The 24,649-nt window shown below is 50.8% G+C and carries 19 protein-coding genes; 5 read left to right on the plus strand and 14 right to left on the minus strand.

Features of this window, described 5'->3' with window-relative positions; all coding sequences use genetic code 11:
• Window positions 1–16: 16 nt before the first annotated feature.
• Window positions 17–1,102, minus strand: coding sequence for a phosphotransferase enzyme family protein (locus tag E0E20_RS06065; protein WP_130837320.1), 1,086 nt, complete (start codon window positions 1,100–1,102; stop codon window positions 17–19).
• Between the two features lie 16 nt (window positions 1,103–1,118).
• Window positions 1,119–2,588: a phosphoglucomutase/phosphomannomutase family protein gene (locus E0E20_RS06070; RefSeq protein WP_130837321.1), complete on the minus strand. Its 1,470-nt coding sequence runs from the start codon at window positions 2,586–2,588 to the stop codon at window positions 1,119–1,121.
• 202 nt (window positions 2,589–2,790) lie between these two features.
• Here E0E20_RS06070 and E0E20_RS06075 point away from each other — a divergent pair, with 202 nt between their 5' ends.
• Entirely contained in the window at window positions 2,791–3,711 is a 921-nt protein-coding gene (locus E0E20_RS06075; RefSeq protein WP_165444006.1) for a helix-turn-helix domain-containing protein, read from the plus strand.
• A gap of 86 nt (window positions 3,712–3,797) precedes the next feature.
• Here the strand turns inward: E0E20_RS06075 and E0E20_RS06080 are convergent, their stop codons facing one another.
• From E0E20_RS06080 to E0E20_RS06125, 10 genes are all read right to left on the minus strand, one after another.
• Complete coding sequence (locus E0E20_RS06080; protein WP_130837323.1) at window positions 3,798–5,285, minus strand: DUF6612 family protein; 1,488 nt, start codon at window positions 5,283–5,285, stop codon at window positions 3,798–3,800.
• Between the two features lie 197 nt (window positions 5,286–5,482).
• Window positions 5,483–7,240: a M56 family metallopeptidase gene (locus tag E0E20_RS06085; protein ID WP_130837324.1), complete on the minus strand. Its 1,758-nt coding sequence runs from the start codon at window positions 7,238–7,240 to the stop codon at window positions 5,483–5,485.
• 4 nt (window positions 7,241–7,244) lie between these two features.
• Complete coding sequence (locus E0E20_RS06090) at window positions 7,245–7,610, minus strand: BlaI/MecI/CopY family transcriptional regulator (protein WP_130837325.1); 366 nt, start codon at window positions 7,608–7,610, stop codon at window positions 7,245–7,247.
• A 144-nt stretch (window positions 7,611–7,754) separates the two neighbouring features.
• Window positions 7,755–10,607, minus strand: coding sequence for a glycoside hydrolase family 3 protein (locus E0E20_RS06095; RefSeq protein ID WP_130837326.1), 2,853 nt, complete (start codon window positions 10,605–10,607; stop codon window positions 7,755–7,757).
• A 30-nt stretch (window positions 10,608–10,637) separates the two neighbouring features.
• Window positions 10,638–11,534, minus strand: coding sequence for a carbohydrate ABC transporter permease (locus E0E20_RS06100; RefSeq protein ID WP_130837327.1), 897 nt, complete (start codon window positions 11,532–11,534; stop codon window positions 10,638–10,640).
• 50 nt (window positions 11,535–11,584) lie between these two features.
• Window positions 11,585–12,538 (minus strand): ABC transporter permease, encoded by a 954-nt coding sequence (locus E0E20_RS06105; protein ID WP_242622680.1) that lies wholly within the window; start codon window positions 12,536–12,538, stop codon window positions 11,585–11,587.
• A 15-nt stretch (window positions 12,539–12,553) separates the two neighbouring features.
• The gene (locus E0E20_RS06110) at window positions 12,554–14,158 is read right to left on the minus strand and encodes a carboxylesterase/lipase family protein (RefSeq protein WP_130837328.1); all 1,605 of its coding nucleotides are present in this window, start codon (window positions 14,156–14,158) and stop codon (window positions 12,554–12,556) included.
• 2 nt (window positions 14,159–14,160) lie between these two features.
• Window positions 14,161–15,372 carry a response regulator transcription factor gene (locus E0E20_RS06115; RefSeq protein ID WP_130837329.1) on the minus strand — a complete coding sequence of 404 codons (1,212 nt, stop codon included), beginning with the start codon at window positions 15,370–15,372 and terminating at the stop codon, window positions 14,161–14,163.
• Window positions 15,369–17,036, minus strand: coding sequence for a sensor histidine kinase (locus E0E20_RS06120; RefSeq protein ID WP_130837330.1), 1,668 nt, complete (start codon window positions 17,034–17,036; stop codon window positions 15,369–15,371). The genes E0E20_RS06115 and E0E20_RS06120 overlap by 4 nt, the downstream gene beginning before the upstream one ends.
• A 60-nt stretch (window positions 17,037–17,096) precedes the next feature.
• On the minus strand, window positions 17,097–18,647 hold the full coding sequence (locus E0E20_RS06125; RefSeq protein ID WP_130837331.1) for an ABC transporter substrate-binding protein: 1,551 nt from the start codon (window positions 18,645–18,647) through the stop codon (window positions 17,097–17,099).
• A 698-nt stretch (window positions 18,648–19,345) separates the two neighbouring features.
• Between E0E20_RS06125 and E0E20_RS06130 the strand changes: the two genes are divergently transcribed.
• Both E0E20_RS06130 and E0E20_RS06135 read left to right on the plus strand, forming a co-directional pair.
• Entirely contained in the window at window positions 19,346–19,663 is a 318-nt protein-coding gene (locus tag E0E20_RS06130) for a hypothetical protein (protein ID WP_130837332.1), read from the plus strand.
• A gap of 237 nt (window positions 19,664–19,900) precedes the next feature.
• Window positions 19,901–21,319, plus strand: coding sequence for an IS1182 family transposase (locus E0E20_RS06135; protein ID WP_242622681.1), 1,419 nt, complete (start codon window positions 19,901–19,903; stop codon window positions 21,317–21,319).
• Between the two features lie 215 nt (window positions 21,320–21,534).
• Here the strand turns inward: E0E20_RS06135 and guaA are convergent, their stop codons facing one another.
• Together guaA and E0E20_RS06145 are read right to left on the minus strand one after the other, a co-directional pair.
• Window positions 21,535–22,491, minus strand: a complete 957-nt coding sequence (gene guaA / locus E0E20_RS06140; protein ID WP_334295337.1) for a glutamine-hydrolyzing GMP synthase — start codon at window positions 22,489–22,491, stop codon at window positions 21,535–21,537.
• Between the two features lie 154 nt (window positions 22,492–22,645).
• Window positions 22,646–22,855 (minus strand): hypothetical protein, encoded by a 210-nt coding sequence (locus E0E20_RS06145; RefSeq protein ID WP_130837334.1) that lies wholly within the window; start codon window positions 22,853–22,855, stop codon window positions 22,646–22,648.
• Window position 22,856: 1 nt separating this feature from the next.
• Here E0E20_RS06145 and E0E20_RS06150 point away from each other — a divergent pair, with 1 nt between their 5' ends.
• Window positions 22,857–23,780 carry an aldo/keto reductase gene (locus E0E20_RS06150; RefSeq protein ID WP_130837335.1) on the plus strand — a complete coding sequence of 308 codons (924 nt, stop codon included), beginning with the start codon at window positions 22,857–22,859 and terminating at the stop codon, window positions 23,778–23,780.
• Between the two features lie 120 nt (window positions 23,781–23,900).
• Window positions 23,901–24,482: a hypothetical protein gene (locus E0E20_RS06155; protein ID WP_442911473.1), complete on the plus strand. Its 582-nt coding sequence runs from the start codon at window positions 23,901–23,903 to the stop codon at window positions 24,480–24,482.
• Window positions 24,483–24,649 lie beyond the last annotated feature (167 nt).

The raw sequence follows: 24,649 nt of genomic DNA on the forward strand, positions 1-24,649 counted from the left end.
TGTTACCTCCGATACATCATCGGATGGTGAAAATGTGAACAAACTCCTGTTCCATCTCTCCGACGAGCCGAATCTGCGTTCTGGCTCTCTCAAGGTTGTGCGTCGCATGGTCTGTCTTATAATACACATCCCCCAGAAGATAATCTCCAAGGAACCGGAGCGCCTGCTCATAGGTAATGATTTTGCTCCCCTCCGGAAGCATCCGGATCTCTTCCTGCGTCAGGGCATCCCCACAGCCTTTCAGAAACCCGGCGAGAAAAAGATCGTACAGCTTTTTATCAAAATGGACCTTGTCAAGGTCCTTTTCATCCTCCGCGGCGGTCGAGGCGCCGAAGCGGATCGCATCCCCGAAATCCATGATGACATAGCCCGGCATGATCGTATCGAGATCAATGACGCAGAGCGCCTTTTTGCTGTCCTTATCAAAAAGCACATTGCTGAGCTTCGTGTCGTTGTGGCACACCCTGCGTCGCATGGACGTGTTCTGCAGCTCCTCCGCATAGTGGAAGCGCTCCGTCAGGAAACGAATCTCCTCCCCGACATCCGCCGCCCGCCCCACGGGATCCTGTTCCACCGCGGCAAGAAAATCCCTGTACCTGACGGCGGTGTTGTGGAAATCCGGAATCGTGTCATACAGCGTTTCCGCAGGGTAATCGCGCAGAAGATTCTGGAAGCGGCCGAAAAGCTCTCCGCTCTGCCCGAACTGCTCCGGAAGCTCCGGCTTGTCATAGCAGAGCGTATTCTCAATGAAATCATACGCCCGCCAGTAATTCCCCTCCGCGTCACGGTAACAGGCCCTGCCGTCCCTTGCAGGAATGACCGTCAGAGTCTCCCTCGCCGGATCTCCGCCATATTCCCGGATCCTGTCTCTCAAAAAAGCGGTGACCCCCACGACGTTTTCCATCAGCTCTTCCGGCCGGTGAAAAACATCGATGTTGATCCTCTGCAGAACATAACGTTTCTTTGACGCGCACCCGCTCACGGTTATGATTTCGGTGTCGTTGATATGTCCCTGATTGTTTCTGTCAATCGCCTGCGGTTCCCCTTCCAATTGAAAATGCGCCGCTGCTTCCCGCAGGTTTTCTGCTCTGAGCTCTCTCATGTGTACATCCCTTTGCTTAAACCTCTCCCAGCTTCAGACAGTCCTTATAGATCCCGCAGACCTCATCCGCCATCTCTCTCGTCGGCATCTCAGCGAAAACGCGCAGCAGCGGCTCTGTCCCTGAAAACCGGATGGAGATCCATCCGCCATTTACAAAATACACCTTGCAGCCGTCCATATAGGAAACATGATCGATTTCATAGGGGAGCTCCGGAACCGCCCGGTCCTCCATGATGATCCGCAGATACTTCGCCTTATCCTCGGCGCGGAAGCGGTAATTGTTTTCCACAAAGACAGACCTGCCGACCACTTCCCGGATATCGTCGAAGATCTCGCTCATCTTCTTCCCGGTCACGGCCAGCATCTCCACGAGGAGCGCCGCGGCATAGATCCCGTCTTTCCCGTGAATGTGCCCGCGAATGGAAAGCCCTCCGGAGGATTCTCCTCCGATGAGCGCATTGCTCTCCGACATTTTCGAGGAGATCCATTTGAAGCCGACCGGAACCTCATAGCACGCCTCGCCGAACATTTCAGCCAGCCGGTCCAGAACATGCGTGGTGCAGAGATTTCGGACCGCCGGCCCTTTCCTGCCCTTATATTTTTCAAGATAGTAATACAGAACGACCAGAAGATCATTCGGCGAAAGATACCTGCCATTGTTGTCGATGACGCCGATGCGATCCGCATCCCCGTCGGTGGCAATCCCGATATCGAAGCCGCCGTCGACAACCGTTGCGCTGAGAGCTCTCATGGCCTTTTCATTCGGCGCGGGGAGCTTTCCCCCGAACAGCGTATCGTGATTTCCGTGAATCGTCGCGACATCGCACCTTGCCGTAATCAGCAGCGTCTTGATGGACGTCTCGGAAACCCCGTACATGGGATCCAGCGCGACGCGCAAATTCGCCCTGCGGATCGCCGCGGTATTGATATCGGAAAGAATGCTGTCGAGATATTCATTGATCGGGAAGATCTCCTCGATCAGTCCCTCTCTGACCGCGTCTGCATACGGAAGAAACGGAATCGGGAACAGCTCGTCATGCTTCTCCCCCGCAAGTCTGTATGCCGCAAGCCGCTGTGCTTCGATTCTGCCGGCATAGCTCTCAATATCCGCCGTCACCTCCATATCCGCATCTCTCCCGCCCCGCGTAAACACCTTGACGCCGTTATAGATGGCCGGATTGTGACTTGCCGTGACCATCATTCCGTAAGGAAGATCATGCTCCATCGTGTAGAACATGGCGAGAGGCGTCGGCGCAGACCGGTTGATCAGCCATGTGTGGATTCCGTTCGCGGCGAACACCTCCGCCATCCACTGCATGGACTCCTTGGAAAGAAATCTGCGGTCATATCCGATGACAATTCCCTGATCATCGACCCGTTCGGCTTTCATCTTGTGGGACATGGCCGCCGCAAGCAGCTGAAGATTGTATTTCGTAAAACCGTCTCCGATGACGGCGCGCCAGCCGCCTGTTCCGAATTTTATCATATTCCGCGCCTCCGGGAACGCTGTCTGCCTGAACAGACGTACCCTCTTATTCAATAAAAGGATACATTTTTGCATGTATTTTTCCTGTTTCCATTTTACCCTGCCGTCCCTTGCGTATTTGCACGATTGTTCGTATTATTTATACATAAGGATTTTTTATTTATGCACATTGCAGCAAAACGCACGGCGCCGGAGCACATTTATGATAATTCTGCCTTATCGGATGACGGAGCTTGAGCGCATCATTGAGATTCGCGCTCTCATCTCGGTTCACTACTACGAGTACAAAAGAAACTTTTCCTTTGAGGGCGAGGTTCATAATTTCTGGGAGTTCATCTGCGTCGACCGCGGCGATGTCGACATCACCGCAGGAAGCAAAAAAATCGTCCTGCACAAGGACGAGATTGCATTCCACGAGCCGATGGAATTTCATGATGTCCATACCTCCCCGCATTCCACGCCGAACCTTATCGTGATTGCGTTCGACTGTCCCTCTCCCGCAATGGACTATTTCCGCAGAAAAGTCCTGAAAATCAATCAGGAGGAGCGGACGATTCTGGCCAGTGTGATCAGAGAGGCGAGAAACTGCTTCTCGGGCCGGCTGGATGACCCTTATTCCGATCACCTTGAAATGCGCGAGGATCAGGAAGAGGGCTCCCAGCAGATGATCCTCCTGTCCCTCACCTCCTTTCTCATCCATCTGATGCGCCGCACCCGGATGGAAGCGGTCCGCAGGCCGGCGCATCGCCTGCCCTCCAAATCCACCGCCATCAACGATGCCGACCTGCAGTTCGAGAAGATTCATAACTACCTCGAGGGCCATCTTCACGAGTCCCCCTCGATCGAACAGATCTGCCGCGATAACCTCATCGGCCGCTCACAGCTTCTGTCTCTCTTTCATAAAAAAACGGGCCACGGCGTGATGCGGTACTTCCATGAAATGAAGATCGATCAAGCCAAGACCCTGATCCGCCGGAGCAACAAGCAGTTCTCGCAGATCGCCGCAGAGCTGGGTTACTCCTCCATATGCTATTTTTCCAGACAGTTCCGAGTGATTACCGATATGTCGCCCTCCGAATATGCAGAATCCATTCAGGCCATCTCGGAGAAAGACCGGGGGTGAGATGGGCATGGAATCAATTCTGCGATATCCATATTGCAAGCGTCGGAAAAACCTGGGCGCATCACTGCGCTCGGGTTCCCATCTCGTCAATGCTCGTAATTTTCAAGTGAGATTGCTTTCAGTCCTCCGTCATCATAAACCGTGAGCTTCAGCTTGTAGGTGAAGTCATCAAACCAGTTATAAACGGTATAGCCGAGCTCTTTTGAGACAAACGGCTCTTCCTCCGGCTCCCCGTAGGCTTTCAGAATATCCTCGGACGTTGATCCCCATGTAATGCCGTCCGGAAGCATCACCTCCGGATACTTGTCCGCCGAGGAGATATCCATGGTAAAGGACCAGACATCGGTATCCAAAATATCCTGCACCTTATCTCCGGTATTCATGAAGCCGATGTTGAACCGGACCTTGTCATACCGGTCGTTGTCCAGCGTAATCGTTCCGGTCACCTTATCCCCCGGATTCAGTACATAGCCATCGGCATATCCGTAATCCGCAAGGTCAAAGCTCCAGCTGTCCCGGAGCTTGGAATAAGGGAACGGAAGCTGATATATCTGCCCGTCCATGGACAGAACCATATCCTGCCACTTTGCATCGCCGAGATCCGCGTCCTCTGCGGACTGCCCCGCGGCGGATACCGCGCTCATGACCTCTTCCGGAATCTGAATCGCTCCCACCTCGTTGAAGCGGTCAAGAATCGTGCTGATGTGAAAGATCCCTATCGTGAACGACACATCCTCATCCGTCTCTCCGACGGCGGAACGGATCATGGCATTCCCCAGCTCCTCAGCATCCACGTCAAGGCCCGCAGGATACAGTGAGTCCTCATAGATATAGAGCTCTGCCGGTGCGGAGGCCTCGCCAAGATCCATATTGTTGTCTGACATATTGTTCAGCGCAGAGTTCACCTGCTGCAGGGCGTCCTGCAGAAACTCTCCGGTCAGAGTGACACGGATCACATAGGCATCTTTCCCATTGACCGTTTTTGTCTCATCCTCTAGAACGGCATCTGTCCCGCCGTCCGCAATCGCCTCATAGACGGTGCGGGAATACAGACTGCTGTCCTTCGGAATATCCGCCTGCGTGCCGGTCCAGGTCGTCCCGTCCGAGGTATAAAGATTATATTTTCCATCCTCCTCGACAGAATACATCTCGATTTTCGTTTCCTGATCCTGTCCCAGCACCGAGAGCCTAACCGTACCGTTTGTATGTGTAACGAGCGGCTCCTGATTCAGATCAATGGCAAGCTCCATGCCCATGGACAGCTCCGCGCTTTCTTCTCCGGAGTCTATGGTCGCTTTCAGATCCAGCGTCACAGACTGGGAGACTTCCCTGACTTCGCTCATTTTCTGTATCGTCTGGCCGGCAAGCTCTTCCGCCGTCAGCTTCTTCTCCGGCTCTTCCGGCGCCTTTGCCGGCGTCTCTGCCGAAGCCTCCTCCGTGACAGGGGCCTCGTCGGACGCCGCCGTTAACGCCTCCTTACCGGAAGCTCCCGACCCGCAAGCTGTGGCAAAAATTCCAAGGAATAACGCACAGCACACTGCCGCGAGCTTCCCGACCTGCTTTATTTTTTTCATAATTACCTCTTTTCCGCGAGGCGAATTTCAGATTCGCCGATGCAATCTGCGACTCGGTGCCCCGCACCGATGTCGGAGTTTGAAAGGACTGCATCAGCAGGACTTTCAAACTTTTCCTCCTGTCCTTCCGTAATATGGTGCACACTCAGTATACTCCGTCTGACGGACGCTGCACACCCCGCGCTTCTGCCGGTGTACTACCGCCCGTTTGCGCCATCCATCACTTCCATGCCGATAACCATACTGCCAGTCAGCCAATCGGAAGAATCACTGCTGTAAAAGCTCCTGTCCACCTCTTCAAATGTCAAATCCGGATTATTTGTCAGAACGGTGTACTTTATATCGTATCTGGCATTCGGGCTTCGGCCTGTCAATTCCTTTTTGTATGCAAAAACCATATCCCCCTCTGCGACATACACTCCGAATTGACTGATCAGCGTCCAGAACCTTTCATTGGAACCCTCCCCGATCTTATAGCACGCCCCGCCGGTGCAGAACATATTGCAGCTGTCCGTTGCGGGAAATACGGTTCCGACCGTTCCGTCCAGACCATTGATTTCCTCCGGATTTCCGTGAAGCGCATATCCCTTAAGATCATATATTTCCCGGCTCAGGCTGTGATCCCTGACACGGTAGACAAACATATCCCCGCTTCCGGCAGGATGTAAATAAACGGTATTTCCGTCAGCGCTTACCGCCTTTTCACAAAAATCATCGCCTTGCGTCCGGCTGCAGCCAATCGGCTCCAAGTCCACGGCGTTCGTTATCGCTCTTCGTTCTTTGGAATATACAAAAAGGCCATAATATTCGCTGAATATGATCCTGTCTTTATCCGCATATAATATCTCCGTCGGGTCTGCGCCCTCAGAAGCTGACAGATTCACCACGGGACTTGCCGGCTCTGTCCATTCTGCTTCGGAAGCAGACGGATTTGCGGCGGGACTTACGCTCTCTCCCATCTCCTTATGTTCGATGATTCCATTTCCTGCCTCCGGAGAACGCGCTTCCGCCGGCTCATTCTGCGGATTCGTCATAAAACAGACAGCCACAATAACACACAGCACGGCGGCGCTCAGGATTACCCGGAACGCCGGCTTTTTATAGCGCAGTACACCTCTTATGCGTTCTTTCACTCCGATCTCACCGAACGCGAGCGGACAGGCCGCAATTGTACGCCGATGAATGCTGCAGTCCAAAAGCGCCTGAGAATAAGCGGCAATATATGCCCGGTCTTTGTTCCGGATCACCTTTTCATCACAGGCTGTCTCGATATCCCGGCAAAGCAGGATATAGGCGATCCAGCAAAGCGGATGAAACCAGTACACGGCCAATAATCCGAACCCGAGCGGCTTCCACCAGTGATCATGTCTCCTGAGATGTGTTTTTTCATGCGCTGCCGCCAGATCCAGAGTATCGGCGCGAAGCCCTGACGGCACATAGATTACAGGATGTATGATCCCCAGAATAAAAGGAGACTTCACCTCATCGCACGCCATGATTCCATCGCGCACCGGCACCGCTGCCCTGACTCTTTTCTTCAGCAGGATATAACTGAACAGGGCATACAGAAGAAAGCAAATAACCCCGATGCTCCAGATTATACCTGCTGCGAATATGACGGCCTGCATCGGATTGCCGCCGGCCGCAGCATCGGCGGCAAATGCGTCCCCTATCACCGGATTTACCGCATGATCAATCACCCTGACGCCGGAATGAATCTGCGGCGTCTGCTCCATCGCGATATTGCCCGGTACGACTTCCGCGCTTGGCAAGAGACTGTAAGCGCTCGTAACAGATAACGGACAGACGAGACGCAGCGCGACCAGACCCCACAACAGGCAGGACATCCAGCGGGGAGCTTTCTTTAACATGAACCTCACCGCGATCACCGCCATGATAAGCCAAGAGGCATTCCATGACAGATTCAATACTTTCAGGAACAACAGCGTACTCACCGTCTCATCCCCCTTGCTTAATGGAATCAATCATCCTTTGAATCTCGCTCACCTCATCCGCGGTCAGTTTTTTTCTTGATGTAAATGCCGCTATGAAAGCCGGCAGAGAACCCTCATAGGATTCCGCGATGATCTGTTCGCTCTTTGATGAATAAAACGCCTCCCGGCTGACAAGCGAAGAAACCATTCCGTTCACATTCTGAAACAGCCCTTTCTCACAGAGCTTGCGCAGAACCGTGTACGTTGTCGGCTTTTTCCAGTTCAATTCTTTTTCACAGATTTTCACCAGCTCTCCTGATCCGACAGGCTCATTTCTCCATACGATATCAGCGAAACGCTCCTGTACTGCTCCAAGCTCTATGTCGAACACAGCTTTCTCCTCTTTGAGTTTACTCTGATAAACCACATAAAAAGTTTATTCGGATAAACTGACTTTGTCAAGCTGCCTCTCTTCTCTATGATGAAAGAATGTCCGCCAAATTTATGTTTTCCAGACGCTTATTCGGAACGAGCTCTATTGCTCTCCTCCTGCACATGATGCTCTGCGGACGATCTCAAGAATGTGCATGGCACAATCCTGCAGGTCGCCTCTGGTAATGGTCTTTTCGTCGTGCCAGACACCCTTATAAATGATGGATCTGCCATCCTCCGACAGAGAAGCGACCTCCGTCGTAACAGGCGTGGAAAACGGACAGGCATCGTGATTTCTGAACATTTCGCGAGGGGGAGTCGCCTTGCGGAAGATGGCTTCGCCGTCAACAAGGATTTGCCCGTCCTTTATTTCCGCGTGATGTTCTTCACCGATCGGCGCTGTCACTATATCGCTGCCATACTCTGATACTTCAAAGGAGTTCCAGTCCGCCTCGTAAAATGGCATGACATTGACCGGTTTAGTCATTCGAACCTGTCCTCTCTCATCAAAGGCAGGATCGATGTGATGATAAGCCAAAAGAATTTCTTTCTGCTTCGACGGACCGCCGGGCATGATTAAGTCATTGCCCGCATGCATAGAAACACTGGCATGGGAACTGCCGCCATTCCAGTCTGTCATGATAAGACCTTTGAAGCCCCATTCATTTCTGGCTGCGACATTACAGAGATCTCTGCTGTCAGCACAGGGCACATGATTGATCTTGTTGTAAGCGGTCATGATGGCCCATGGGGCCGCCTTTTTGACAGCAATTTCAAATCCTTTCAAATAAATCTCGCGAAGCGCTCTCTGCGAGATGATTTCATCAACGCCGCTGCGATTGGTCTCCTGATTATTGGCTGCATAATGCTTGATGCATCCGCCCACAACTGTGCCGTCCTGAAGTCCTTCCACGAAAGCCGCTCCGCACAGGCCGGTCACAAGCGGATCCTCGGAGAAGTACTCGAAGTTTCTTCCGCAGAGAGGATCTCTGTGAATATTCATTCCCGGGCCCAGAAGAATGTGGACACCGATATCTTTCATTTCCTCTGCAAAGGCCCGGCCGACCTTTCTCAGCAATTCTTCATCGAAGCTCTGCGCCAGAAGAGTTCCTACCGGCCATGCCGTTGCATAGTGGCAGACCGTTTCTTTCTGACCGGTCACTTGATTGAAAGCCTCAAAATCCTGACGGACACGAACGCCGCCGGGACCGTCCGCCATAATAATGGAGGGTACGCCGTACTCTTCTTCCAGCATTCTCGTGGTCTCGCCCGCTGCTCCGGGAACAGACTCGGAGTTCTCACCGACAATGGGGTTGTTTTCATCCGCCACGCCCCAGCCGGTTCCGGTATTGATCCTTGCCAGATCCAGATCGGAAAGCTGTGCAATAAACTCCGCCATGGCCGCACGGCCTGCCGCCACGCCGGAAAACATGATTTTGTCTGTTCGTCCGGTGTTCACCGGTCTGTCGTAGTCTAAAACCGTCTCATAGGCAGCTGCCTGATCCGGCGTCAGATACGTTGCTACCGGAACGTCCGGCATACGAAGATCCGCCGTTTCCGCCTCACTCTTCAAAATAAGCTCCGGAACGGAAAGCTCATCCGCCGTCATTACGTTATAGCTGACCGGCTCAGCAAAAGGCAATTCTACCGGAAGAATCTTCGATACAAAAGAAATCACCTGATCGGACTCAACCTTTACACGGTAGACAGCTGTCAGCCTGTCAGAGCGGGTTCCTGTCAGGAACAAATAGTTCCCTGCCAGCAGAGTGTAGCTCTGGTTCGTCTCCAGAAAGCTTGCCAGATCATCCATCTCCACCTTTACTTCCAGAACCTGCGACTGGCCGGGCATCAGCAGTCTCGTCTTCGCAAAACCTGCCAGCGCCTTGACAGGCTGTACAATGCCGTTTGCCTCCGGGCATATTCTGGTGTAAACCTGCCACACTTCACGACCGGCACAGTTCCCGACGTTGGTGACTGCTGCATGCAGCGTTACAATTCTCCCCTGTAATGTAAATGTTATATCTCCTACTTCAAAGGAAGTGTAAGAAAGGCCGTAGCCAAAAGGATACGCCGGCTTCGTCTTTTTCAGATCAAAATATCTGTAACCGACAAAGATGCCCTCCTCATATTTTTCCAGATCAATATCCCTGTTCTCATCACCAAAGGTCTTCGATGCAGGATAATCTTCATAATTTTCTGCCCATGTGTCGGTCAGCTTGCCGCTGGGATCGAATGTTCCGTTCAGCACATCGCGAACCGCGCGTCCGCCCTCCTGACCCGCTAAGCTCATGAGAAGAATGGCATCGGGATTCACTCCGCGAATCTGCTTTGTGTCCAGAATGCCGCCGACGTTGAGGACGACAATCAGCTTCCGGAATGCACCGCGCAGCTTTTTCAGATTCTCCGCCTCCGTTTCGGAGAGCGCAAAATCGCCGATGGTTCTGGCCTTTCTCTGTTCCTTGCTGCCGCCGTACATATGACGATCGGCTCCCTCGCCGGAGTTTCTCGTGATGACATAAATGGCCGTATCACATCCCTTTCCGCCCTCTCTCAGCATCTCTTCTGTTACCGCGGGTTCCGGGAAAAAGAAAGTACCCATGCCGGGACGAAGCTGTGATTTTGCATCGTCATAAGGCTCCGCCTGTCTGCGCAGGAACCTCTCTGTTGTCACTTCATAGCCCGCTGCCACAAAGGCATCCAGAATATGAATGTGGTAACGCGGGGACTGATCCACATCCACACGGCCGCCTCCGGAGAGGCCGCCGTTGAAAGGGTCTCCGGAGCCGGTACCGCTTCTGACGGTCCGGACTGCTCCAAGACCGAACAACGCTGCTTTGCCGCTTTGCTCGATCGGAAGCGCTCCGTTGTTCTCCAAAAGAACCATCCCTTCCGCTGCCGCGCAGTATGCCAGATCGGCGCAGCGGATCTCGCGTTCGCTCATACGAATCATTTCCATCGCGCGATTTCCCTCTCCTTTGGACAGATATCATCCCTTAACTCCGCCGAGTGTAATACCCTTAATAAAATTATTCTGAATAAAGGGATAGACAATAACGATCGGTAAAACACCTACCACAGCCATGGCCATTCTCACAGATACACTGGGAATACTGCCAAGACTCTTATCCGCACCGGTAAGTGAGGACGAGTTGTTCACAAGGAATTGAATGTTCTGGATCATACGGTACAGAAGATTCTGAATGGAATAAAGATCCGTCCTCTTGGTCAGATAAATATAACCGTTCATCCAGTCATTCCAGTACCCGATACCGATAAAAAGTCCGATCGTTGCGATAATCGGCTTGGACAGAGGAAGCGCAACTCTGAAGAAAACCGAAAACTCATTCGCGCCGTCAATATTGGCCGCCTCCATGATTTCTTCCGGAATGCTTGTCACAAAATATGACTTCATCATCATGACGTTAAAGGCATTCATGAGAAGCCCGGGGATCATAAGGGCAAGGAACGTATTCTTCAATCCGAATACACCGGTGTAATTGATATACGTCGGCACCAGCCCGCCGGAGAAGAGCATGGTAAAGAATACAATGAAAGTAAGAATGCCTCTGCCGGGCAGAAACTTCTTTGACAGCGCATAGGCCAGAAGCGTCGTGATCGTAAGGCCTATCAGGGTTCCGGATGCGGTCAGCACGAGCGATATCCAATACGCATGAGGAACGGAATTTCCGCTGGAGAAAATATACTGATAGGCATAGACGCTCCACTTCTCAGGGACGAAAGAATAACCGTTTCGAATCAATGCCGAATTATCCGTCAGGGAAGCAATCGTTAACAGAATCAGAGGAATGATGGCAATCAGCGTAATCAGAATCATTACAATATTGGCAAAAACCTGAAATCTTCCTTCCGGCTTAATATTCATGACTTCTCTCCTATATAAAATAATGCGCTCCTTTAAAACAATGCACTTCTTTAAAACAATGCACTGTCCGGGTCTGCCCTTTTTACGATCAGGTTGGCGGCCAGAACCAGAACAAAGCCGACAAATGACTGATATACGCCTGCGGCTGCAGACATTGTGATGTCGCCGAGCTCCAGCAGCCCCCTGTACACATAGGTATCAATCGTATTCGTAACCGAATACAGGGCGCCTGCATTCTGAGGCACCTGATAAAACAGGCCGAAATCAGAATAAAAGATGTGACCAACCGCCATGAGGGTCAGCATGATCACCGTCGGACGAAGCAGGGGCAGCGTAATCTTGGTGACCTGCTGCCATCTTGTGGCGCCATCGATGGATGCCGCTTCATAAAGACCCTTATCAAAACCGATAATCGTGGAGAGATAAATAATGCAGTTGTATCCGATTCCTTTCCAGAGATTCACAAATACCAGAATGAACGGCCAGTACTTCGGCTCCTGGTACCAGCTGATTCCCTCTTTTCCCATTGCTTTCAATATGGTGTTGTTGATAAACCCGTTTTCGGGAGAAAGAAACGCGAATACAAGGTAAGAGACGATCACCGCGGAAAGCAGATAGGGAAGCAAAATAGCGGACTGATAAACCTTTTTCAGTCGGCCTGTCAGCTCTGACAGAAGAATGGCCACGGCAATCGCTGCCATCGTGTTGACCACAATAAATGCCAGATTATAACAGATCGTGTTTCTGGTAATAATAAAGGCGTCCTGCGTCTGAAACAGATACTTGAAGTTTACAAATCCTGCCCATGGCGAACCATAAATGCCATCCTTGGCCTTATAATTCTTGAATGCCAAAATAATGCCGGGCATGGGCATATAATTATTGATAAACAGATAAATCAAACCGGGAAGCGCCATAATGTAGATCGGGATGGTTCTTTTCAACAAGGCTTTCTTTTTCGCCTTGGACATTTTCGGTTTAGCAGCGGTACTTTTTCTTATCATGTTCTTCTCTGCTCCTTAGTGTAAGAAAACGGCTTTTTCCTTTTCCGCTTTCTCTTTCAGCATCTTCTTCCATGCAATCTGATTCTTGATTGCAAAGGGTGAAACGACGCCGGTATCGGCAATCAGTTTCTGCAGCTTATGATCGAAATCCGGCGCCAGACGGCATCCCGCATTGTCAAATACCATTGTGTTCTCTCTGTCCGCACGGCAGGGTATCCATGTGATATCCCCGCATACGCCGGGCTCGCCGCTTGCCGCGAAATTCACCCACGCCGAACTCATGAGATTCTCCAGCCGGTCCGAAACGCCCGGAATATTGGAAATCGGTATCTTATCCGTATTGCGGAAGCAGAATGCAATATCTGAACAGTGCCATGCGGTTTTTCCCTCGTTATAGGGGAACTCATAAGCAAATACATAAGAGTAAACATTTGTCCTGCTGACACCGGATAACGCCTTGATGAAGTCGATGGCGGGCTTTCGGAAGAAGATATCGTATGTAAGCAGATTGGTGAGATGGCTGCCCGGGAATGCCCGGGAAAACTCCCCGGCGATTTCCTTTTCCGCATCTCCGAATTTATCCCTCAGCATCCTGTGTATTTCTTCTCTCAGCTGCTTTCTGCCCGGCAGATCCGGCATAAAGCCAAGCTCGCCCATGCAGCTGCCCATAATAATCGGTACAGTTTTGGCATATTCTGTGAATCCCACATGCAGGGGATCGCCCAGATAAAAGTCATTCTGAATGGGATAACCGCCAATATAGTCTCCCTGAATCAGGATATCGGTACTTACCTTGTTGTATGCGTCAGCAAGCCTGTTATAAGGCATGGTTTCCAGTGCCTTAACGTCCCCGGATTCACAGCCGAGCTCCGCAAGCATTGCTTCGACCAGCGGACGGGAGTCTGTCGTTGTCTCATGCATGAAGTCTTCGAGAATGCCGCTCTGAATGATGCCCTTGTGATAAAGTCCGTCCGCCTCGGGCGTCTGCATAAGCGTCCAGATTTTCATGCCGCCGCCGGACTGTCCAAACAAGGTAACGTTATTGGGATCGCCGCCGAATGCCTCTATATTCTCCCGAATCCATTTGAGTGCCGCAACGATATCCGCATTTCCCAGATTGCCGCTGTTGGCATACTCATCTCCATACGGCTCCAGATTTAAGTAGCCCAGAATATTCAGTCTGTGGTTGAGAGAGATTACAACCACATCTCCGAATGCGCTCAGGTTATCGCCGTCATAGGCCTGCTGCTCAATGGAAGATCCTGCATAAAATCCGCCGCCATGAAGCCATACCATAACCGGGCATTTTGCTCCTTTGCCCAGATGCTGAGTCCAGATATTCAGATACTGGCAATTCTCATCCATCGGCCAATACCTGTGCGGAACCATGACCTCGCCATTCGGAACGTCCTGCTGAAGAAGCGGACAGACATACCCATAGGAGAGCGCATCCTTTACGCCGTCCCATGGCTGCACCGGTTCCGGTGCGTGAAAACGTTTCGCATCAGCGTATTTAATTCCATGGAACGTAAAGGTTGTTCCATATTGAAAGCCTCGAATTTTTCCCCCGGCAGTCTCAGCCACAGGAAAATCGGAAGAACTTGCAAACAGCTTCGTCATATCTACATTCTCCTTAATTTTTTTCTGAATTTTTTCGGAGTGTCTCCGGTGATTTTCTTAAACAATCTGGAAAAATAAGAAAAATTGTCATATCCCACAGCCATGGCAATATCATTGATACTCTGTTCTGTCGTCTCCAGAAGTCGACAGGCTTTCTGGATCCGGACATTGATCAGGTAATTCGTTATGGAAATACCTACTTCTTTTTTAAACAGCCGCGTCATGTAATCCGCATTGAGGTGAACCAGATCCGCCAGCTGATTTCTCATCAATTCTTCTGCACAGTGCTCCCTGATATAGTCTTTCAGGATCCGGCAGGCATCTCCCAGCTGTGAGGTTTCCACCCTTTCCGCAGCTTTGCTCTCCAGCTCAAGAAATTCCTCTCCCGCATTTTTCAGTGTGGTTTCGGCATGGATAATTTCAACCGAACTGTCCAGATGCTTGTCAAAAACGCTCTGAAGCTCTGCGGCAACATCATCAATGCATAAAGCACATTTCTTCAAAACAACAGTAAAAATATCTTTCCGATATATACTGATATTCTCCGGTACACATCCGCTTTTTGTAAAAACCTCGTCGACGATATTCTGTACCACAAATTCCTGCATGGCCTGACTCAGAGCTTCCATCTTCCCGCTTGTTTCCGTTATCTGAAGCAGGAAGAGATCAAACAGCTCCGATGTCTTATAGTTCACCTTTCTCCGTTCGCAGTAGTCGGCAAGGCTCTCCTCATCCAGCGCAATGACACTGTAAAGTATATGTCTCCAGAATTCCTCTCTTCGATTCTTTTCATCATCCAGCCAGTACTGTCCGTACTGCAAATAGGACTGCTTTTGATGTTCCGAGCGCACCTGCTCCACTGCCTTTCTGATCAGAGCCGAAAAATCATCGAAAGCAATCGGTTTCAGGTAGTAGTCAAAACACTGCAGCTCCACGGCTTTTTTGGCATAGTTGAAATCAGCATAGCCTGTGCAGAAAATCGTAACCAGATTCATGTTCTGCTTCGTCGCCCATGTCAGAAGATCGATCCCGCTCTGCTGCGGCATTTCAATATCCGTCACCAGAATTTCGATTGGTACAGAGCTCAGGATCTTTTTTGCTTCCTGCACGTTATCCGCAGCATAAACCTTATCGATTCCAATCTCTTTGTAATGAATGCCGATCTGCAGACTTTCAAGAACATTGATCTCATCATCGACGATTAAAATGTTCATGCCTGTTCATCCTCTTTCATGCAGGGCAGCTTTAATATTACGCAGGCGCCCCCTTTCTCCAGATTGCACATCTCCATAGAAGCGCGTAGGCCATAAAGAAGAGACAATCTCTTCTGCGCATTCAAAATCCCTATTTGGAAACGTTCATCGCCCGAATGCAGACTATGGTTTTTCCATTGCTCCAGAAAATCTTCAGGAAATCCGGGGCCGTCATCGCTGATCTGCAATGTCATTTCCTGCGTGTCCGGATTGGAAATAAAGCCGCGAATTCGAAGCAATATGCTGCCGTGGCCCGTGGCTGTGTGTTTGATGCAGTTCTCTGCAAAAACCATGAGCAGAAGCGGAGGAATCAAAGCATTCATCAGCTCCGGTGAAATTTCTGTAATCACCTCACAGCGATATCGGTACAGAACCTCATGAATTTTGACGTAATTCTGAATCGTCGTGATTTCCTCAGACAGCTCTACCGGATGCATACCCCTCCGGAGAGAAGAGCGCATATAATCCGTGACGTATTTTGCCAGTTTTTCTATCGCTGACGTCTTATTCATCTGCGCCATGCTGAAAATGCTGTTTAAGCAGTTGATATAGAAATGCGGCCGTATTTGAAGCTGCAGATATTCGACCTGAGCCTTTTCTGTATTCAGCCTTTCTTCATAGACCTGAACCTTAAGATCACTGATCTCCTGTTCCAGCTTTCGGAAAATCTCTCCGGCTTTCGAAAATTCATCGTATATTCCCGGATCGCTGAACCTGCCGGTTTCCTTATACTTTTGGATGCTCTCATAAAAAAGCTGAATAGGTCTGTTGACCATTCTTCCGGTATAGAGAATGGAACCAATACTTACGATAATGACTCCGGCTGCTGCCGCCAGCAGAACGATCTGATACCAGAACAGCGTTCCCTCGATTGATGTTTCCGCCATGAGATACAGCTCCGCTTCCGCATTGGAAAACGAAAAGGAAAGCGGGAAGTTCTGCCAGTCCTTTGTTTTGTCCTCCGCTCCGGTTCTGTCTTCCCGCACCGCATAGGCCGTGTCTTTCTCAGGGCAGTACACATATATGCTGCTGACCAGTTTGCTGTCCCACATAGGCTCCAGAAGGTCAGCAAACGATGCTGTGCATCCGATGCAGATCCCATTTTCCTGAAACCCTGTTGAAATCAGCAGTCCTCCCTCCTCCGTAATGGTCCATTGCCTTGAGCTGCTCTTAATCAGCCGGTCTGCGCCATAGCCTCGGATGAACTTTTCAAAATTTTGTTTATCCGTATAGCTGTTTGCCGTAATCAGATAGATATCCTGCGCAGGGCTGATCATCCAGAAAATATAATTGCCGTCAAAACGATTTCCCAATGTCTCCAGCTGTGACAGCATGTCACGTTCTGCAGAAAGCCTTTTAACCAAGGTCAAGCTGTTGCTGCTGTTTCCCGCAGACCGTATGTCATTTATTGTCGCATTTCCGACGAGGACATCTACGATCGACTGATTGATCATCTCAAACTCAGCGTCGATGTCTTCGCAATTCATCTGGATATTACTGCGTGCAATATCCGATACCTCTTGTCTGTATTGAATGAACAGATACCATCCAAGCAGATACATTGTTACAACTGCCGAAACCAGAAGAAGTGTGATCTTTCGAATTGTATGGATCAGGTTTCTCATTCCGGCCTTTCTTACCTCAAAAGGGCCGCATCCTCCTGAAAGAATGCGGCCATATTATGGTTAATTCTGCTGTGCCAGCCACTCGTCGAGTTGTCTCTGCTTTTCGTCAATTACTTTCTGAAGTCCGGCAGCATACAGCTTCTGATTGAATTCAGGAAGAACTTCTTCCGGATCAACCGCACCGCAGTCAAGGGAAGCCTCATACTCACTCATAACATTGCTGAGGGCCGTAAGTTCAGCAGCAACGTTTGTACTGTCAAACATGAAGCCGAGAGCCTTGGAATGAGTTGCCGTATAGTTCATCGCTTTCTGCTCATCCATGATCTCATGAGAGCTGCCCTCCCAGACATGCATATTATACTGGTTTGGAAGCTCCCATCCCATATTCAGGTTGTAGCCTGCTGTTGTCGCATCAACACCGTCGGGGAATCCGATAATATCGTTTTCTTCATCAACATACTTGTAATGCACGCCCTCAATGCCCCAGTTAAGCAGGTTCATGAAGTCCTTGTTGGAATACATGTAGTTGAGAACCTTCATTGTTATCTCCGGATCCTCGCAGTTGTAGGAAATGCCCCATGTAAGAGCTGCAACAGCACTAGTATAGCAGAAAGCTCCCGGAGGGTTGATTCTGACGGCAATCAGGTCCTGCCCGGTGCTTAAGGATTCCTGCTCGGCAACACCCGGCTTGTAAGGCGTAGCGAAGCAGAACGCATTGCCCGCTTTCATGATTACCGTACCGGAATCCGTGCTCGTCGGCATATCCTTGCTGATGTACCCCGCCTCATAATACTTGCGGACGGTGCCGGCAAGATTCTTGTAGTTATCCGTCTCGAAGTAGTTGACTACGGTAGAATCCGCACCGCCGTTATCAAGAACGCCCAGCTTATCAGCCAGAGTATCCGCAAAATAGATGTTGCCGATCAGCGAGCCGCTTGCGCCGACAATCACATCCATTTCGGGCTCATTCTCATGAACCGCGGCAAAGATATCTTCACACTCCTCCAAGGAATCGATGCCGGAGACATCAAGATTATACTTATCAAGGATATCCTTACGCATAACCAGACAGCTGTCTGCATACCACTCTTTTTCAACAGGAAGACCATAGGTGATTCCGTTCATGGATGCTACATGTAAGATCGTGTCATCATTGATCGCGCTCTTGATATCAGGTCCGTACTGCTCCACAAGATCTGTCAGATCAAGGAGATAACCGCTGTTTACATAGTTGCTTGCCTGTGTATACATGACAGGCACCAGATCCAGCTTCTCACCGCCTGTCAGCATCAGCTGAATCTGCTGTGCGAATTCGCCCCAGCCAAGAACAGTAACATCGATCTGCGCCCCGAGATCCCGTCCCAGCTGCTCATTCATCTTCGCAACAACCTGATCAAGATCTTTCTGCGGGTTGCCGATAACCGCCATCGAAACAGTAAACATATCATCTGTATTTACGGGCTTTGGCTCCGCATCGGCTGTCTCCTCAACAGCCCCTGCATCATTGGATGCCGCTTCTGCAGGAGCCGTATTTCCCGAAGCGCCGCATCCCGCCAATGCTCCCGCTGCCAACCCGGCGGCAAGAGCAAAAGATAAAACTTTCTTTCTCATACATTCCCTCCCTATAATATTGTTGTTTACGTTGGAATTATAATATCCCAGAGAGAAGTATATTTCTTGCAGCAGGCTGACTTAAATTGGCACTCAAATGTATATTTTGTAAAAGGCGCCATTGCGGAAGAAGGCCGATTGCAGAAGATTCCGATCCGCTTCGATGTACGCCGGCCGTCAAATCCGCACCCATGCAGGCACGGCGCCCGCTCTCCGTCCATCTCACACAAAAAGCCCTGCTGAACCGGGGTTGATCCGTTCAGTAAGGCTTTCTTTTCATACCGTTCGACGGCTTTCATGACAGCATCCGCTTTACAAAGAAATTCTCCAATAATCCCACCATTTCCTCGAAGCTGTTTCTATTTCTTCTTCCGTATAATCCTCCATGCCGAAGCGTTCCTCAGCGAGGCACGCGCTGCAAAATCCGCGCAGGCGATTTTACAGCTGCGATCAGGGCTATTTGGCTTCGGCACAAATAGCCGTGTGAAAAATCAGCGCATCGGGCACAGAGGAGATGTTTTGTCGCTGAAAGGGTTTCCAAACCGCTAAAGTCTTTGACGGTTATTCTGTTACATATAAACATAAATAATACTATTATCAATTATACGGTATGGAATTATTATAGAGTTATGATTCAGAAAATTTTCATGCAACAAATAAAAAGGGCAAATTAGAATTTATGAGAAAGGATAGGGTACATGATTACAATTTTATTCCGCAGAGTATCCGTATGTATGGGCGATGATGCTGGAAATGGTGAATATACAATTGAACTACATGACAGTGCTACGCTTAGAGAACTGCTACATGTCATTTTGCATGGCGGAAGCGGTAACGACTGGCCGATTCCTTATACTGGGGCAAATAGCTACTGGGTGATTCATTCCGATATCGGTGAGCTTGCCAGAATATTCACCGACAGCAATGGTGAATGGCATATTACCAACTGTTGCTGTAACGAAAATACACTCCTAAAAAAACTCGGGATCACATGGACTTTTGCTGGCAGAGATTGAGAAAGGAAGGCAACAGCAACTCCCGGTTTGTCTAAATAATATTTTCCCGGAATACCCACTTTCAAATAAACACAAAAAGACCGTAACAACTAAGCTACGGTCTCAGACTGTAGACAAAGTCCGATGTTTCGGCCTCGGATTTTTATTACCCAAAAGTGTTGGGAATGGCGTATCTACGGCATTTCTAGTACTTTTCTATAGTATAATAAAGATGTCAAAAACGAGGTGTCCGGCACTATGATGACTCATGATTCTGATAAGAAAAGAGGTCAGGTCCAGATGTTCTGTATGGATGACCTCGTCCCGCAAGATCATCTCTTAAGAGCAGTTGATAACGCGATCGATTGGCGTTTCATATACGAGCTTGTCGAGGAAAAATACTCGCCCGACTTTGGCCGTCCGAGTATGGATCCTGTCGTACTCATCAAGATCCCCATCATTCAATACCTCTACGGCATCCGGAGCATGCGTCAAACGATCAAGGAGATCGAAGTTAACGTCGCTTACCGCTGGTTCCTTGGCCTCGACATGACAGATCCGGTTCCGCACTTTTCTACGTTCGGGAAGAATTACACCAGGCGATTTAAAGACACCGACCTGTTCGAGCAGATCTTTGCCCGAGTTCTGGAAGAATGCTGCAGTCATCACCTCATTGATACAAAGGACATCTTTATCGATTCCACACATGTGAAAGCGTGTGCTAATCATAAAAAGATGGAGAAGAAGTTTGTCCATCAGGAGGCTCTCTTCTACGAGAAACAGCTGGAGACGGAAATCAACGCGGATCGCGAAGATCATGGCAAGAAACCTCTGAAAGACAAGGATGATCCTCATGACGGTCCGGGTGCTGGCGACAATGATAAAGAAGTTAAAGCCAGTAAATCCGATCCGGATAGCGGATGGTTTCACAAGGGTGACCATAAGCAGGTGTTCGCGTATGAGATCGAAACGGCTTGCGACAAGAATGGCTGGATCCTTGGATATGATGTAAATCCCGGGAACGGGCACGATAGTCGTACATTCAAAGGTATTTACGATAAGACCAAAACTCTTGCTCCAGAAACGATCATCGTTGATGCTGGTTACAAAACACCTGCTATAGCGAAGCTGCTTATCGATGATGGAATAGCTCCTCTTTTCCCTTATAAGCGTCCAATGACCAAGGATGGGTTCTTCAAGAAATACGAATACGCATACGATGCGTTTTACGATTGCTGCATCTGTCCCAACAATCAGGTTCTTAAGTATTCAACAACGAATCGTGACGGATACCGTGAGTACAAAAGTGATTCAAGAGTATGCGCAAGCTGTCCGTATTTATCTAAATGTACGGAGAGTATGAGTCATGTAAAAGTAGTCACCAGGCATATCTGGGAACCATACATGGAGATCGCTGAGGACATCCGCCACACGATCGGTATGAAGCAGCTCTACGACATCCGAAAAGAGACGATAGAGCGGATCTTCGGAACGGCGAAGGAAGCCCATGGCTTCCGCTATACACAGATGATAGGGAAAGCCCGCATGGAAATGAAAGCCGGGCTTACTTACACATGCATGAATCTCAAAAAACTGGCAAGAATGCTTCAAAGAAAGGCGAAAAGAGAGGGCGGAGCCTCGTCTTATAAACGCTTATTTTTGTTCTCAGCAGCATAAATGTTTCCAGATAACAAAAAAGCCGGTAACCTTGCAGTGCCGATTACCCACTTTGTCTACGGTCTGTAGCGCTGCCTGACTTACTCTTGTAAATCAGACAGCGCTGTTCGTTATAGAATGATTCAAAGATTAAATTTTGTTGCCGAATCGTCGCCAAACGCTAAGCATTCTTGCTTGCAACCCGCATAAATAAAAGGTTCCATGATGGTCGAATATCACTCGAATTCTATCGTCCCGGTCGGCTTCGGCGTATAGTCATACAGCACCCGGTTCACGCCCGGCACCTCGTGCGTGATGCGGTCCGCAAGGCGGCACATGAGCTCAAACGGAACATTCTCCACCGTCGCGGTCATGGCATCCTGCGTATTGACCGCCCGGATGATCACCGACCACTCAAAGGCACGTTTGCCGTCCCTGATCCCCGTGGAGCGGAATTCCTGCACCACCGTGAAATACTGCCAGACCTTTCCCTCCAGTCCGTTCTTTGCAAACTCCTCACGAAGGATCGCATCGGACTCGCGGACCGCCTCAAGACGATCTCTCGTAATGGCGCCGGGGCAGCGGACCCCCAGTCCCGGACCCGGGAACGGCTGACGGTACACCATGGCGGCCGGAAGCCCAAGCTCCTCCCCGACCACGCGCACCTCGTCCTTGAAGAGGATGCGGATCGGCTCTACCAGCGCAAAATCCATATCCTCCGGGAGGCCGCCGGCATTATGGTGCGCCTTGATGCCCTCCTCGCTCTCGAGGATATCCGGCCAGATCGTTCCCTGCGCAAGAAACTCAATGCCGTCCAGCTTTCTTGCCTCCTCGGCGAATACATTAATGAATTCCCCGCCGATGATCTTTCTCTTTTCCTCCGGGTCCCCGACGCCCGCCAGCTTATCGAGGAAACGGTCCACCGCGTCCACATAGATCAGATTGGCGTTCATCTGATTACGGAAAACCTCGACGACCTGCTCCGGCTCACCCTTGCGGAGAAGTCCGTGGTTGACATGCACGCATACGAGCTGCTGCCCGATTGCCTTGATGAGAAGCGCCGCAACCACGGAGGAATCCACGCCCCCGGACAGGGCCAGCAGCACCTTTCTGTCTCCCACCTGTGCGCGGATCTTTGCCACCTGCTCCTCAATAAACGCCTGCGCAAGCTCCGGCGTTGTGATCCGGCTCATGTTCTCCGGTCGTCTCTCCTCTGTCATCTGTTCATTCCTCCTTATGCTTATCACGCTGTCGCTGAGTACGATAAAATGCCGGCTGTTCTGCTGCCTCTGACATCATACCACAAGCCGGCCCATGGAAATACGCCCAAAACGGCAGACAAAAAATTTATTCCTGCGGGGTATTTGACTGCTTCAAGGCTCCCTGCTCGTACTCCTCACACAGTCCCGAAAAATACTCCAGCTTGCACGACACTTTCTCATACGTCTGCTGCATTTCGGCAAGGCTCTCTGCCACAAAAGCTTTCTGCCTTTCGAGAATCTCACAGCGCGCCCGCAGAGTGGACGGCCCCTGTTCGCTCAGCTCAGGAGGTTCCATAATGAAAACCTACAACATTACCGGCGGGCCGCAGGAGGCTTCCGCCATCATCCTCGGCTGCATGCGCATGCCTGCGCTGTCTGCCTGTGAAGCTGTCCGCATCATCTCCACGGCCCGCGAGCTCGGCATCAATTACTTCGACCATGCCACCTGTTACAGTGCGGACGGAGAAGCGGAGACGCGCTTCGGAGAGACTTTCGCCAAGACGGGGATCCGCCGTGAGGACATCTATCTCCAGAGCAAGTGCGGCCTGTGCTTTGAGCGTCAGGAATTTGACTGGACAAAAGAAAATATTCTCTCCAGCGTGGACGACAGCCTGCGGCGGCTGAAAACCGATTATCTCGATGTTCTGCTGCTCCACCGCCCCGATCTCCTCTTTGAGCCGGAGCAGGTCGCAGAAGCCTTTGATATTCTCAAAAAGAGCGGAAAGGTCCGCTGGTTCGGCGTCAGCAACGTCTCCACAATGCAGATCGAGCTCCTGCGGAAATATGTGCATCAGCCGCTGATCTTCAACCAGCTTCAGTTCTCTCTCGAGCAGTTGCAGCTGATTGATCAGGCTCTCTATGTCAACAACCTGACCACCGAGCGCTCCGTCAGCCGCGACAACGGAACGCTGGACTACTGCCGGCTGCACGACATCAGGGTACAGGCATGGTCGCCGCTGCAGCACGGCATGTTCAAGGGCTGCTTCGTCGACGATCCCGCTTTCCCGGAGCTGAACAAGGCACTTCAGGAGGTCGCGGACCGCTACGGCATCTCCAAAACAGCCATCGCATGGATTCTCCGTCACCCGGCCGGCATTCAGCCCATCGCCGGAACCATGAATCCCGAGCATCTGCGGGATATCTGCGACGCGGTAAAGGCAGAGCTCACGCATCACGAATGGTATCAGCTCTATCTGGCATCCGGCAAATTCCTTCCATGAGCCGCCGCTTGGAACTGCCCGGCCGCGTCATACGGGCAGCCCAAAATCGATGTCCACCTGAATTCGGCGCTCACGGAAACGCTGCCGCCCTACCAGACGGCTGTCGGCATCACTGATATCATCGCTCATCTCTACGAGCGCTATCTCACCAATACCGGCAAGGTCGAGGTGACCGACCGGATGATCGAAGCGCTGATCATGACCATGATCCATGAGGGGCCAAGGGTGATTGCAGAGCCTGACAACTATCAGCCCAGAGCCAATATCATGTGGGCCGGCATGATGGCGCACAATAACTCCTGCGGCGTCGGGTGCAGTCAGGACTGGAACAGCCACAACATCGAGCATGAGCTTTCCGCGCAGTATGACTGCGCGCACGGAACGGGTCTCGCCGTCACCATGCCCGCCGTCTTCACGTATGTAATACAGCATGATATCACGCGCTTTGCACAGATCGCCGTGCGTGTATGGGGCTGCCGGATGGACTTCTATCCCCCTGAGAAAACCGCCGCAGACGGCATCGCCGCCCTGCGCCGTTTCCTTATTTCCATCGGAATGCCCTCGAATTTCAAGGAGCTCGGCGCGAAAGAAGAGGACATTGAAAAAATGGCCCGGGTCTGCGCTTTCGGCGACGGCCGCCCGGCTATATCGAGGGCTTTGCCCGGCTCGATCAGAAAGATATTGAAAGCATCTACCGCCTGATGCTCTGATCCCTTTTTCCACACAAAAACAAAGCGCTGCCGGTCTGCCTGATTTCCCGATCCATAAAGCATGGCCTGATTTTAGGAAGCCATTCTCATGGATACAGAACAGGCAGAGCGACAGCGTTTCTGCTCCCCTCATTTCCGCGTTGTAATCCCCGCGTCACG

This window comes from Lachnoclostridium sp. Marseille-P6806 (assembly GCF_900625025.1).
Classification (GTDB): Bacteria; Bacillota; Clostridia; order Lachnospirales; family Lachnospiraceae; genus CAG-791.